We start from the raw sequence: 14086 nt of genomic DNA on the forward strand, positions 1-14086 counted from the left end.
AATTTAGATAAAGAGAGGTAATTGGAAGAATTATATTATATCAAGAAATGTAAACGGAAATATTTCCGCATAAACAATATGTACATTCCACTTAGGATAAGTATACTCCCTAACAAATACCAATAGCTATATTCCTGAAGATAGAAATATCCTGTTATCACCAATGCCTGTACTATCATATAAACAGAAGAAACTGCCACATGAGGTACCTTCAGTTCATTTGCCATAATCTGATACAGATGTTTCCGATGCGGCAAACCAATATTCTCATGAAGCATCAGGCGATGGATAATGGTAAGTACACTATCTACTCCATACACAACTAACAGTATAATCCAACTGAAATCCTCCGTCTTGATTATCAGCTTACCGATAAGAAACAAAACGATAAATGCTATACTCACCGAACCTACATCACCGGCAAAACACTTCGCACACTTTCGGAAATTAAAGAAATTGAAGACCAGTACGGAACAAAGAACAGTAACAATCAATTCTTGTTCCACAAAAGAAACAATCTCTCTGTTTATATAGGCAAGAGCTACTAAAATAATCAGAGAGTATCCGCCTGTGATACCATTAATACCATCCATAAAGTTATAAGCATTGATGATACCGGTACATATTATTAACGCGACAAGGATTGTCCACCAAGGAAGAGAAAACAATCCCCATTGATAGAACATCAAAGCCATAGCGGAGAAATGAAACACCAATCGCAATACCTGAGAAGTAGAACGGATATCATCTACAAAACTAATAAAAGTGATCAGCGTCAGGGCAAGCATGAACCAGGGATATTCGAAATGGTTCGTGAAGAAATAGGCTAATACACCAAAATAAAAGATGATCCCCCCACCCCGTAAAGTGATCCGGGTATGTGAACTGCGTTCATTGGGTTTGTCGATGATATTGCATTTATCAGCAATACGGAAATAAAAAAGTTCTGCCAGGAAAAGCAGAACTAAGACTGTTAAATAATACATTATTCGTTTTTATTAATCAGATAAAACCACAGTTGGAGGCCACTAAAGATTAAAATAACAAGAGCAAGCAAACCTCCTATAACTCCCCAAAGCATAGCTATTCAATTTTAAAATTCTCCAATACATTCATTGGTTTCCACCCCAATTCACGCATTGCTTTCTCATTACTAAAAGTCAAAGATTTGGTTATTTTATTCAGTTTTAAAGAGTTAACAGGTGCTTTGCTTCCAAAACAGTCACCAACAACAGCCATACTTTTTGCCAACCAATACGGAATGGAAAGCGGCATTGACTTACCAAGTTGCCTACATATCACGGACTCTAATTCCCGGAATGTAGGTTGATAAGTATCACAAACATTATAGATTCCCCCTTTCTCTGCTAATAATGGGATCAAATTCGCAATATCTTGCACCATCAAAACACTTTTCCGGGCTTTACCACCAGCAATGCTGAAATATTTACTATGACGTATCCCATTGATCATAGCACCTAAATTTCCCGGAGGATTAGGCCCTGCAATCAATGAAGGACGAATAATTCCTAAAGTCACATGATGTTTATTACACCACTCCTGTAAATATTGCTCTGCTTGTATTTTACTTAAGGCATAAGGTGTCATTCCATTTAAAGGATGTTCCTCTGTTATATTCTCGCCATAATCACAGCCATAAACAGCAACAGTACTAATAAAGATGAAGGCTTTGGGTACACCACTATTTTCTAAGGAAGTACATAAATGCTTAGTGCCTCGTAAATTGACATCAAAAAAAGCCTGTTTTTCCTCCTCTGTTTTAGGGATTGAATGGGCTTTACCGGCAGCATGAAGAACAATATCATACTTTTCTGTTAGATTAGGTATTTCTATAGCTAAATTGGCGGAATAATTATCTTGTAAAGCCAATCCGATAGTAGCAATAGAATAATTATCTTTTAATAGAGGATAAATGTTATTGCCCAGGAAGCCAGAAGCTCCTGTAAATAGAAGATTCATAGAAGTGATTATTTTACTGAATAAATAGTTTTTGTTTTTCTATTTATTAAAGTACGTTCCTTATCAAAAAACCATCCCCACTTATTCAAATAATATATAGCAGCCTTAATATGAATCCACAATAATCTAAAATTTTTATGAGACCCCTTCTCAAAATTATGGGTTATGACTGCTTTGGGATAATACATCGTTTTATATTTCTTATAAATTCGTCTATTCAAATCAGTATCTTCACCATACATAAAAATACCCTCATCGAACACACCGATTTCTTTTATGACAGTTTTACGTAAAAACATAAAACAACCTGATAAATATGGTACATTCATCTCGCTATCATAGTCCGCGAAATGCATTTCTAAATTATAATCGATTCTTTCTTTTATCTTTTTTATAGGAATAAACATTCTAACAATCCAGTCTTGAGGAGTAGGTAATAGTTTACATAAATATTGAAGTTCACCATTTGGAAAAATAACTTTAGGCATTACATTTCCAACATCCAGATTATTTTCCATATAATCATACAATTTTTCCAATGTTCCCTTTTCAAAAAATACATCAGGGTTTAAAACTAAATGATATTTCCCCATTTTGGATGCATTACGTAAAATCACATTATGCCCTGCTCCAAAGCCATTGTTAGAGTTCATAAAAATATATTCTACACGAGGATCATTACAAATATTCCTTAATCTATCTGTTGGAGAATTATCTATAATATATAACCGCACTTCAACTTTTGTATTCAAAAAGCTATTGATAGTTTTCAACAAAATGGAATCAGGATTCCTATATGTGACAATAGTAGCTGTTATTTCATACACCTTATTCTAAGTTTTAGTTAATACTCAATTTAGATCATTCCGCTATTTTAGGCACTTTCAGTGCCTAAAAACGTATATAATTAAAATTTAAACGATTTATTAACGGTTGATTACTGTCAAACCGATGTTTCGAGGAGTGAGATTAACATAACCTCTGTACCCATTAAAAATATTCTTAAAAAAAATCACACAAATATTCCAAGCCGATCGGCCATGAAACTTCACTGTACTTATAACACTATGATAAGCTGCTACCATATTCACCCCTTCGTCACTACCGAAATGAAGCATATTGTTACACTGAGTGGTCAGCTTTCGTAAGGTTCGTTCCGTAAGGTTATTGATAGATTACACTCATTTTCTTACTACTTTTACCGCCATTTCTGACGATATCGTAGTTTAATGGAATATAATGTCTATGGCTATTAATGTTCAATTTAATAATCAAGTTATGATTGTTTCTCAGAACTTAATTTTTAGTCTAAAAATCTTTGCCCAATGATTAAAAGCATTCTTATCTCCAATCATCACGGGACAATAACGGCGAATAAATTTTACGACAACAGTTATCATTAATGAGGTGATAACTGCCATAAATAGTATCTCTATATATCCAAATTGTTGTTGAATAGCAATCGGCAGATGTAAATTCAATCTATTACAGATGGCAACTATAATCGTAATAGCTCCACCATTCAAGTAATAAAATACCAAGCTATTAACTCCTATAAAACAAATCCATGGTATAGGGGGTACCAGCTTCACAAGCCTTACCATCATCATAATACCTAAAACAGCATAGCAAAGATATAGCATGAAATTATGATAATCCTTGGCTCCGAAGGCCGAAGTCATGGTATGCCAATGCATCGAATCATAGATATAGAAACCAAAATAACAAACTACTAAAAGCAATAACACCCACCATTTCACTGGTACGTATCGATCAACTATATTTTCATAGATACGATAAAAAAATCCCAATCCAAAGAATGGCACAATTAATAATGCTCGATCGAAATAGTAAGGCAAACGCTCAGGATACCAAATAGAAATACAATAGCCCAATATCAGGCACACTAAACTAAAGGTAGAAATTGCTTTATGGTTCTTAGTCTTGCTTAATACCCATCCGAACATCACCTGTGCTACACCTAAAGCTACCACAAACCAAGAAGCCCAACCTAATACAATTTCTTGTAATCCAACAGATAAAGGAATATTATGACTGATAGATTTAGGAACAAATAATATAAGAGTAAATATCAGATATGTCCAAACGATTCCTCGTAAAATTTGAAGCATCTTACGTTTCAGCGAAAATTGCAGGTAGTTAGATGTAAATAAATAGCCTGAAAGAAAAAAGAAAAACGGCATCCTAAAGTATGCAAACAGATAGCTAAAATTATAATTTGTGACAGGGTAATAGACTTCACTATGGTAGAGTACTACTAAAAACATTGAAATTCCCTTGCCGAAATCTACCCATTTCTTTCTTTTGCCTCCAATTAATGATTTGTTAACATCTTGATCATTATTTGTTATCTCCAACATGGTATATAAGATCTATTTCAATAGTTTATTAAACAAATTTGTCCATGTATACACGACATCATCAGATTCAGCCTCTTTAGGAACTAATTTGAAATGACTCAAGTTCCCTTCAATAACCTCACTCATTCGAGCCATCAAATCTTCAGCCGATTCTGTATTGAAGAAAGCGGTTTGTTTAGCTCCCATAGCAGTTTCGTATGCATAAGGTAAGTCGGCTACAATCATTGGCTTATTAAAAGGAATGAATTCCGAAATAGGCAATCCCCATGTTTCAAGTTTCGAAGGGAATATCAAACAAGATGACTTGACATACATCTCCGAAACCTTCTCTTTAGACATTAATCCTGCAAATTTGATTTGCTTGATATTTCCATAAGCTTTTAAAATGTCACGTGTATAGCGGTTTTCACTTCCATCAATCGTCAGCACCACTTTAAAACTATTCACCCCCTTTTGGAGCAACAACTTAGAAGCTTCACAGATTATCTCAAAATTCTTAAAAGTTCGTGGTAAAGACGGATAGAAAAAAGTAGTAATACTATTGTTATCAGGTCTCAATGAGATCTCTACCTCAGGAGAAGGATTTTCAAAAGGCTTAGCCACAATTATTTTCTTATCTTCTAAATTATACAACCCCATAAAAGCCTTTTTCAACCAATTTTGCTGCACTATTACAGCATTATTTTTTTTGATATTTATTCGATAAAGGTATTTATAAAACTGGGAGAAGAGATACTCTTTATAACTATACTTAATCGAAGATAGCTTTGGATGGTAGAAAGGAGTGGAATTATGACAGTAAACAACTCGTAATGTTGCAGTTACATCCGGTGTCATATCATGAATGGCTAACCATAGATATGCGTTAAGCTTTTTAGAGAGTGAACGACAAAAGAAATATTCAAAATATACACGATTAATCCATCTCTTCTTCACCCATGGATACTCAAGATATTCGATATTGGGGAAATAAGCCAATTTTTTATCATGTACCAAGGCAATAATACGATATCTTTCCGCAAAATGTTCGTTCAACTCTGTAAGTGCATTTTTGAAAATTGTTAAGGTACCACCTTCTACTAAATTCACAGCAGAAACTACTATGATTTTTTTCATAAATTCGTTTATACTTAAAGCGACTTATATAAATTCATGTATTGTTTAGCGATTTCCTGACTTTGGAAACGCATGATGTTCTTTAATCCATTTTCAACGAGACGCAATCTCAGTGTGGAATCATTTATTAAGTTCAAAAATCCTCGACGCATATCTTCAACATCGTAAGGAGATACAAGAAGGGCTGCATCACCTGCAATTTCGATAAGCGGTTCGATACAAGAAGTTATCACAGGACGCCCCATAGCGTTCCCTTCAATAATAGGCATTCCAAAACCTTCATAAATTGAGCAAAAGCTTACGATGTCACAAGCCCGATATTCTTCGATAATCTCCGCATCTCTCAATTTTGTTTTTATAATGTAATCCATTTGATGCTTTTTGAGCGCATTAGATATTTCGTCATTTAGATGGCCGATTATAATTAACTGACATTCAATGCCACTCAATGCTTCAATTGTGCGGACCACATTCTTATTAACATTGGTTCCAATCAAAAGAATATGGGGCTTCTTATGGTATGGAACAGGCTGAGTTTTTTGTCGAAGAAATGAATCATCTACTGCATTGTAGATCACCTCTATATCCTTTCGTTTAGAAAATTGCAGTACCCTACGTTTTGTTTCAGTAGAGATACATACCACTTTCCCAGCAAATCTAATTGGTAACTTAAACCAAAACAAACGAAACACCCATCGCTTCAGCGGGTTCCTGCAGAAATCATACATATTCGTGTCGTGGATAGTCAGAACCGATTTGCAACCTAATAAAGCCATAATGCAATAATGAATATCACCTGTTATATGGTTTATTGCATGTTTATTACGATACCGGAGAACAAATAATAAATTCCTCAGCAGACTTATTACATCAGCACGATTAAAAGGAGCATAAAACTCTTGGTAATCATCTATTTTTCGAATAAAAGTCTGTGATACTTTATTTATACTAAAGCCACATTTGATATTTCTGTGAAAGAACAAAATAGGTTTCATTATACAACTCCAATTATTAATGTAATGCGACATATTCAGAATCAATATAAACGGCATTATATGGCCTAAATATATCAACTCCGAGATAACTATATGCATCCATACTTTTATTCATAGAATATAACCCCCAAATAATCAAAAAGCAAAAAGCAATTTGTTTTGCTTTTACACTATTAAGTATTCGAATTAAATAAGGGATGAGCAACACTTCAAAAATAGAGTAAAATAATACCCCGCGCGATACTAATATTTGCAAAACCGTTCCACTAAAAAATATATATAAGAGTAAGGATAAAAGACTTACGTTAAAAACAAAATCAAAACTCTTATCAACAGAAGGTATTCGATTCCGCAGTAATAAAACCGAGAACACTATTATGCCACGACGAGCGATACCTAATAGTTTTGAGGGAATTGAAGAAGTGAAATCAGAAGTATTTTCTATATAAAAAGACATCTTATGATCCAAATCATCACTTGCCACAAATAACATTTCAAAAGGCAACTTGTTGATTACTCCCGAAATAGATACCAAAGAAATTATTAACAAAGAAAACCATATAATTTGAGATGGAATTCGTCTTGTAAAGAATAACAAAGGTACAAACATTAAGGCACTGATATGAAATAAGCACGCAAAAGCAATAATAACAATACTTACCATATACTTATGTCTTAGTATAAAAGGAACAGACAATAAACATATAACTAATGCCAAGTATTGCCTATTCATTCCCAAATAACCTATCATCGAGTAGTATAATACCAAAAGACTCATTAGCGGATAGGGTGAATACTTTTTAGTAAACCAATAGAATACTGAATATACAACAATTGCATGCAGTAGTAAATATACAGTATAGCTGTCTGTAAAGCCCCTAACAAACTTATTCATCAAAGCATAACCAAGCTCAAATCCGGTTCGATTATCTGACATCAGACAATTTTGAAAATACTTATAATAAGGTGTCCAGTCAGATCCTATCCCCCACCTTAAACCATCATGCAATATAAACCATACTATACATAAGATTAATAAAGTACCTATGGACCTTTTTGTCCACCCCTTTGTTATCTCTATATACGCGCACAACGCTAAAAACAGAAAAGTAATGTAATACATTCAACTAACGACTATCAATGTATATAAATCACACAATCTGTAATTTATGGCTGCCTTTACGAATAAATTCCTTAATAAACATGCTACAATTAAAGTCTTCTGAATTTATAACTTTCAGTTCCTTTGGTTATTAAAAACGAATGATTTTCCCAAATTCCATATTTGCGCAATGCCCTTGTCAAATTATAATATCGATCTGCACCAATAATTTTAAATACAAAACCGAATAAAGTATTAATTCGAGATATTGTTTTTTGAGTATTTTGCGATTGTTCATTATAAACTACTGAGTTAAACTCTTGATTCTTTCTCACAAATCCCTTACTACTTAAACGGTTAAAGAAATCTGAATTACAATCAAATGGATTTTCTATATCATTACCATTTTCAACCAACCCTCTAAATAATCTTCTAACAGCCAGACTAATGGTATATGTATGATTAGAAAAATAATTATAGGTATATTTTTGGTCTATAAAAGCTGCAATGTTAGCTTGCTTAAGTGCAGATCCATACTCATTGAAAAGCACAATGATATCTTCGTACTGTTTGATGTCCGATATATTCTGTTGAATCACTTCACCCGATATGAGTGATTTATAATTATATCCAGAGTAATGCACAAAAATCAAATTATCTAATTCTTCATCCAGCAGTCTTGATCCTATTTTTAGTTTTTCTGTACCTTGAATGACTTTTCTTTCATGAAAATTCCAAGGAGCAACATTCATCCCTTTATTTCTTGACACATATAGCTGTGTACCTAAAAAGCAAGGAAGCATATCAACCCACTTCTGGTCTGTAAACAAATTCAGATTAGAATCGGCAAAACAATAGTCTTCAAGACGATTTTTCCACCATTTTAAGAAATTAGTAACATCACGAGTCTGTTTAAAAGCTCCAAAACCCATATTAAATACTCCAGAATAGAGTAATCTCTGTTCCTTTAAATTCCCCGAATATTCAACTTCTGCCGTTAATATGTGAGGAGTAACAACAGCACTGTAATCATTCAACTTGTTCCAAACGAAATCCAAACTGTCAAAAGTAAGAATGTCAGGATCGAAATATATAACTTTATTGTAACCTTTAGCAAAGAAATATTGTATAGAAGCAGGCTTGATGGCAGTACAAAACTCTGTTAGATTATACTTAAATGCCATTTCATACCATTTCGAATCGGAATATGACAATATTTCTTTAGCTACAAATACGTTACATGGTAATTTTGATTTTACTTCACCAGCAGGTTCATCTGCAACAACAATATAGAAATCAACATCCTTATTATATTTTTCAATGGATTTCTGCAAAGCTTGCGCCAGTCCAACGTAGTTGGTGGCAACTATAGTAAATACACAATTTTTCATAAATATAAAATTATAATTTAATCCATTCTGCTGGATAAACATCAGGAGTGGATAAATCTTTTATATACTCCTCCGGAGTAATTACGATTTTATCATCATATTCACAAAGCCAAGCACCCCACCATGAGAAAGTACTATTAGAATTAATATGATGACGACAAAGAGACATAAGATATAAATCACGCCATGAATTTAAACCATTATTGCAATCAACAAAGTGATATTCATTACCGATAAAATGTTCTCGGCACCAATTTATGTCATCTGAAAATACATAAAAAGAAGGATTATTTATATGCTTAATTGTGTATTGAATAGCCTTTTTAAAATAATCATCTGTAGCAACTCCTCCAAATTGATAAATGCTATTTGTTTTCTTCAGATAATCTCCTCTTCTTATATGCAACGAAACAGAAGTTGGATTCTTTTCTATTTCAGTTTTTATTTTATTAAACACCTCATCTTCTTCAGAATTTGGGAATGAGAAAGTTCCCTTCACCTCTTTTTCTATTGCCTTAAAATGCTTCTCGCTAGGCCATCCTCCCCAATAAAAATTAATACCCAAAGGACTCTTAACGAGCAAATCTTCATTAAAAAGATATTTGTTGTCTTCTTTTATTATTCTAATTTTCAGTAATGATAAAAGTGAAGATACGATTTTTCTTTTTTTGAGTTGAAATAGCCAATATAGAATTCTATTTTTTATAGTATTGGGGATTTCAATGCCAAAGAGACGATTCAATTCGAAACCATTATGGTTATTAACGCCCCGCGAATCAAAAATACAGGTACAATTTTTACAGTATTTCTGTTTAGCCAAATAAAAGCTATACTGAGATAACTGATTACCTAAACCATTAAATATGACTACTACATCCATAACGCTTTATTAATTTCATATCTTTCTTTTATGGAAAAAACGATGGTATAATTGTTTTTTTTCATTGCCAGTTAACCCCAACAAATAAATTATAAAAGCAACATAAGGCATCCCTAAAAAAAGAACTGCTACAAGTCGATAACTATTATGAAATAATGTAACATATAAAAGAAGTGGTAAAAGTAGACTAAGAAATGTAACAACTAATAATCTCATTACTACCTTTCTCAAAAAATAGCCTATAGGAAAATTAAACATTTTCTTAGCATATATAACCTTAATCCCTATTCCAAATAGCACAGGAAACAAAGAAGAAATAAAAGCAAATACAGGAGATAAACCTAACGAAGAAAATAAAAGGCAGAATGGTAACGCGGTACAAATACTAACAAAAAAAATTGCTATCATATATTTTTTTATATTACGACATCCCACTATAGCTATTACTACAGTACCTGTAAGACTTTCCAACAATGTACCTACAAAAGTTAAACGCACAAACTCAACAGTATACGGAGGATATTCATTCAACCATAGCTTTAAAACCAAAGGAGCTTCCAATATAATAGGTATAGATATTATTAATACTAAATAGTAAGAAAACCTGGTACCATAAAAAATTAAATCATATAATTCGTCATATTTTTTTTGAGCTAAATTTTGTAATATTTGAGGTCTAATTGCCAAAAGAAAGTTACTAACAAATCCAGTAGCCATCGTAGATATTTTAACAGAAATTCCTCTTGAAGCATTTATAACAGAACCATAAAAATAATTCATCACTAAATCAATCCCTTGCGTCCTCGCTAGAATTGAAGAATCACCTAAAAAATTCCAACTCGCATAGCCAAACATATCTTTTATTACGGCTTTATCATAAATCAACCGAAAATGCGTTTCATAAAAATTTCGAGTACAATACAGCATGTAAATGCCCAACATCAATAAAGATACTAAAAATAAAAGAAACGAATAAAAAATCAACTTATCAAAAGTAGATACTTGTAATAAATAAACGATTATGAGTTTTAATAATACATCAACTATACTTATATATGCAAAAATTCCCATCTTTTCGTGAGCTATAATAGAAGCATTATAAGGAACAGCGAACAATTGAGCGATCAGAGTAAACAGACTAAATTGTAAACACCAGTTTGCCGCATATAAACGATCAGGCGTAATGTTCATATATGTATTTAAATACCACAACCCTATAGTTTCTACAAACACTACAAGTATTAATGATAAAATAGCCATAATCATTAGAGATGTGGAAAACATTAAATTTAATCTGTTTCCAGATTGTTTCCCCATCTCATATGTAATAAATCGACTACAAGCGTTAGAAAGAGAAGATGTTAAAATTGTAAATGTCGTTACAAGTCCACCTACAACATTATATATACCAAAATCATCAAAACCTAAAGCTGATAAAATAATTTTTGTAGTATAGATTCCGACCAGTAATACTACAACTAATCTTATATATAAAAAGAAAGTATTTTTTAGTATACGTCCTTTATTCCCCATACTGTAGTAAGAAAAAATTAATCCTCGTGATCTTTAGGATCCTCATCAAACGGGTCTCTATAATAACCAACGCCTACAATAGTTGCAGGATTACCAGAAACAATACATTTGTTGACAAATTCAGTTCTTTTCGTTAAAACAGAATATGCCGAAACTATAACATCATTACAACTATGTGTTCCTTTTAAAACCAATGTCCTAAAACCCAGCCAATTATTATCTCCTAAAATAATTTCCTGAGTAGCAACGGAAACAGTATTCTTTTTCAAATTTTTAAAAACATGACTATCAGTATCTGTTATTCTAGACTTCTTGCCGACAGCACAGCACCTACCTATTGTTATTCTTTTATAACATTTTAATTCAGAACATGTCATACCAAAACCATTACCAATATCTAAAATAGCTTTCTCACCAATTTCAATTATACTATCATTCCCAATAAAACAACTTCCCCTAAATTTTATGATACCTCCTCTATTAACAAAAGCAACTCCCTTGGGTCGATTAAAACAATAATTAATAGCTCCCATTTTTATCATACCAGGATAAATTTTATCCGATTCAATAACTAACCTACCTTTAAATAAACAATAGTTTCGGTATGTAATCCAAATAGGTAAAAATATAGCTTGCTTAAAAGGCAAATAATGAAAATTGAAATATATTGTATTAAACAAAGAATATTTTCTAAAATCAAGAAGAACCCTTTTTATTTTTAATAGTTTTTTTTGTATCATAATAAAACTATTTTTATTTTAATAATAAATCAGCTCAAAAATCTATCTATATATCCAATACTTCAATAATATATAAAATTGAAAATATCAGTTTCATCAAATCAACATAAAACAGACAGAATTCTCTGTTTCATCAATATAAATCATTAATGTTTTTCAACAATAGATGTTTACTATCTTTCTCACTTAATAATACTTTATCCCTTGGTATCTTCCAATCAATCCCCAGCTCCGCATCATTCCAGGCTATTGCTCCTTCCGCTTCCGGATGATAAAACTCATCACATTTATATTGGAAAATAACCTCTTCACTCAATACACTAAACCCATGTGCAAACCCGCGAGGTATAAAAAACTGGCGATGGTTTTCCTCCGTCAATTCCACAGCCACATGCTGTCCGAAAGTAGGGGAACCTTTGCGGATATCTACGGCAACATCCAATACTGCACCTTTTATCACACGCACCAGTTTGCTCTGTGCAAAAGGAGGTTTCTGATAATGCAACCCGCGAATCACACCATAACCGGATTTGGATTCATTATCCTGAACAAACGTCGTTTTACAGACCTTTTCTTCAAACTCTCTCTGATTGAAAGATTCGAAAAAGTAACCACGCTCATCCTTAAAAAGACGTGGCTCGATAATGATTACGCCTTCTATGGAAGTCTTTATTATATTCATAATTTGATAGGAAAAGTATACGATTTAAAAGAGAAATATAAAGGTGTACATTTTTGTGTGACAGGAGTGTACATTATTACACTGCAAAAGTGTACACTCTTGTTATACAAAAATGTACACTTTTATATCGATTGATAATCAATGCTTTAACTCGTCTATTACTTTCAGTAAATATTGCCCGTACTGATTCTTCAGCATCGGCTTTGCCAGTTCCTGCATTTTATCTGCCGTTATCCAGCCTTGACGTAGTGCAATACCTTCCAGGCAGGCAACCTTCAATCCCTGGCGCTTCTCTATCACTTCGATAAAGGTACTGGCTTCCGAAAGAGAATCATGTGTACCTGTATCCAGCCATGCAAAACCACGACCTAACAACTGGACTTTGAGCTCTTCGTCATTCAGAAATTCCTGATTCACGGTGGTTATTTCTAACTCCCCACGGGCAGATGGTTTGATATTTTTGGCCACTTCAACCACTTTATTAGGATAAAAATAAAGTCCGACTACGGCATAGTTACTTTTGGGATGAACCGGTTTTTCTTCAATGCTCAGTACATTCCCCTCCTTATCGAACTCGGCAACTCCGTAACGCTCCGGATCGCTGACCCAGTAACCAAACACAGTTGCTTTCTGTTCTTCTTCGGCCAGACGAACTGACTCTTTCAACATCCGGGTAAAGCTTTGCCCATAGAAAATATTATCTCCCAATACCAGACAGACAGAATCATTACCGATGAATTTCTCGCCGATGATAAATGCTTGCGCCAATCCATCGGGTGAAGGTTGCTCTGCATATTCAAAACGAACACCAAAGTCGGAACCGTCTCCTAATAAGCGCTGGAAGCCCGGCAGATCATAAGGCGTGGAGATGATTAATATTTCGCGGATACCGGCAAGCATTAATACGGATATCGGATAGTAAATCATGGGTTTGTCGAAAATAGGCAACAACTGCTTACTTACCCCTTTGGTGATAGGATACAGACGGGTGCCTGAACCGCCGGCTAATACAATTCCTTTCATAAAACCATCTATTGAAAATTAAGATTATAAGAAAATAAAATTTACATAAAAAAAGTAATTCTATTAACTTCTCAATATATATATTGTCAAATTTAGGAAACTCTTATTCTTTTCTCTACGATAAACGCCTCATTTCTCTACGAGAATCGACACGATCTCCGTAGAGTTTCTCTCTATTCCTCGTAGAGAAAAATTAGCAAAACATAACTATTTAGTAATCAAATCGTTACAACAAATCAACATTGTATATATTTTCCACCATT

General features: G+C 33.2%; 13 protein-coding genes. All 13 read right to left on the bottom strand.

The window, feature by feature from the left end:
- Positions 1-35: 35 nt before the first annotated feature.
- The 13 genes from HCG69_RS07025 to rfbA all read right to left on the bottom strand — a co-directional run bounded on the left by HCG69_RS07025 (position 36) and on the right by rfbA (position 13823).
- On the bottom strand, positions 36-986 hold the full coding sequence (locus HCG69_RS07025) for a glycosyltransferase family 4 protein (protein WP_221649458.1): 951 nt from the start codon (positions 984-986) through the stop codon (positions 36-38).
- A gap of 97 nt (positions 987-1083) precedes the next feature.
- Complete coding sequence (locus tag HCG69_RS07030) at positions 1084-1980, bottom strand: NAD(P)-dependent oxidoreductase (RefSeq protein ID WP_221649459.1); 897 nt, start codon at positions 1978-1980, stop codon at positions 1084-1086.
- Between the two features lie 8 nt (positions 1981-1988).
- On the bottom strand, positions 1989-2807 hold the full coding sequence (locus HCG69_RS07035; protein WP_195450316.1) for a glycosyltransferase family 2 protein: 819 nt from the start codon (positions 2805-2807) through the stop codon (positions 1989-1991).
- Between the two features lie 462 nt (positions 2808-3269).
- The gene (locus tag HCG69_RS07040) at positions 3270-4361 is read right to left on the bottom strand and encodes an acyltransferase family protein (protein WP_221649460.1); all 1092 of its coding nucleotides are present in this window, start codon (positions 4359-4361) and stop codon (positions 3270-3272) included.
- A 12-nt stretch (positions 4362-4373) separates the two neighbouring features.
- Positions 4374-5477 carry a glycosyltransferase gene (locus HCG69_RS07045; RefSeq protein ID WP_221649461.1) on the bottom strand — a complete coding sequence of 368 codons (1104 nt, stop codon included), beginning with the start codon at positions 5475-5477 and terminating at the stop codon, positions 4374-4376.
- Positions 5478-5491: 14 nt separating this feature from the next.
- Positions 5492-6472, bottom strand: coding sequence for a glycosyltransferase family 1 protein (locus tag HCG69_RS07050; protein ID WP_221649462.1), 981 nt, complete (start codon positions 6470-6472; stop codon positions 5492-5494).
- Positions 6473-6488: 16 nt separating this feature from the next.
- Positions 6489-7595 (bottom strand): EpsG family protein, encoded by a 1107-nt coding sequence (locus HCG69_RS07055; RefSeq protein ID WP_195450312.1) that lies wholly within the window; start codon positions 7593-7595, stop codon positions 6489-6491.
- Between the two features lie 89 nt (positions 7596-7684).
- Entirely contained in the window at positions 7685-8965 is a 1281-nt protein-coding gene (locus tag HCG69_RS07060) for a hypothetical protein (RefSeq protein WP_195661176.1), read from the bottom strand.
- Between the two features lie 10 nt (positions 8966-8975).
- Positions 8976-9845, bottom strand: coding sequence for an alpha-1,2-fucosyltransferase (locus HCG69_RS07065; RefSeq protein ID WP_221649463.1), 870 nt, complete (start codon positions 9843-9845; stop codon positions 8976-8978).
- A 15-nt stretch (positions 9846-9860) separates the two neighbouring features.
- Positions 9861-11378, bottom strand: coding sequence for a lipopolysaccharide biosynthesis protein (locus HCG69_RS07070; protein WP_195661174.1), 1518 nt, complete (start codon positions 11376-11378; stop codon positions 9861-9863).
- Positions 11379-11395: 17 nt separating this feature from the next.
- The gene (locus tag HCG69_RS07075; protein WP_221649464.1) at positions 11396-12118 is read right to left on the bottom strand and encodes a hypothetical protein; all 723 of its coding nucleotides are present in this window, start codon (positions 12116-12118) and stop codon (positions 11396-11398) included.
- A 133-nt stretch (positions 12119-12251) separates the two neighbouring features.
- Positions 12252-12800 (bottom strand): dTDP-4-dehydrorhamnose 3,5-epimerase, encoded by a 549-nt coding sequence (rfbC, locus tag HCG69_RS07080; RefSeq protein ID WP_221649465.1) that lies wholly within the window; start codon positions 12798-12800, stop codon positions 12252-12254.
- Between the two features lie 138 nt (positions 12801-12938).
- Complete coding sequence (gene rfbA / locus HCG69_RS07085; RefSeq protein ID WP_221649466.1) at positions 12939-13823, bottom strand: glucose-1-phosphate thymidylyltransferase RfbA; 885 nt, start codon at positions 13821-13823, stop codon at positions 12939-12941.
- Between the last annotated feature and the right edge of the window lie 263 nt (positions 13824-14086).

Origin of the sequence: Bacteroides sp. K03, assembly GCF_019734355.1 — a bacterium.
In the GTDB taxonomy this organism is placed as follows: domain Bacteria; phylum Bacteroidota; class Bacteroidia; order Bacteroidales; family Bacteroidaceae; genus Bacteroides; species Bacteroides nordii.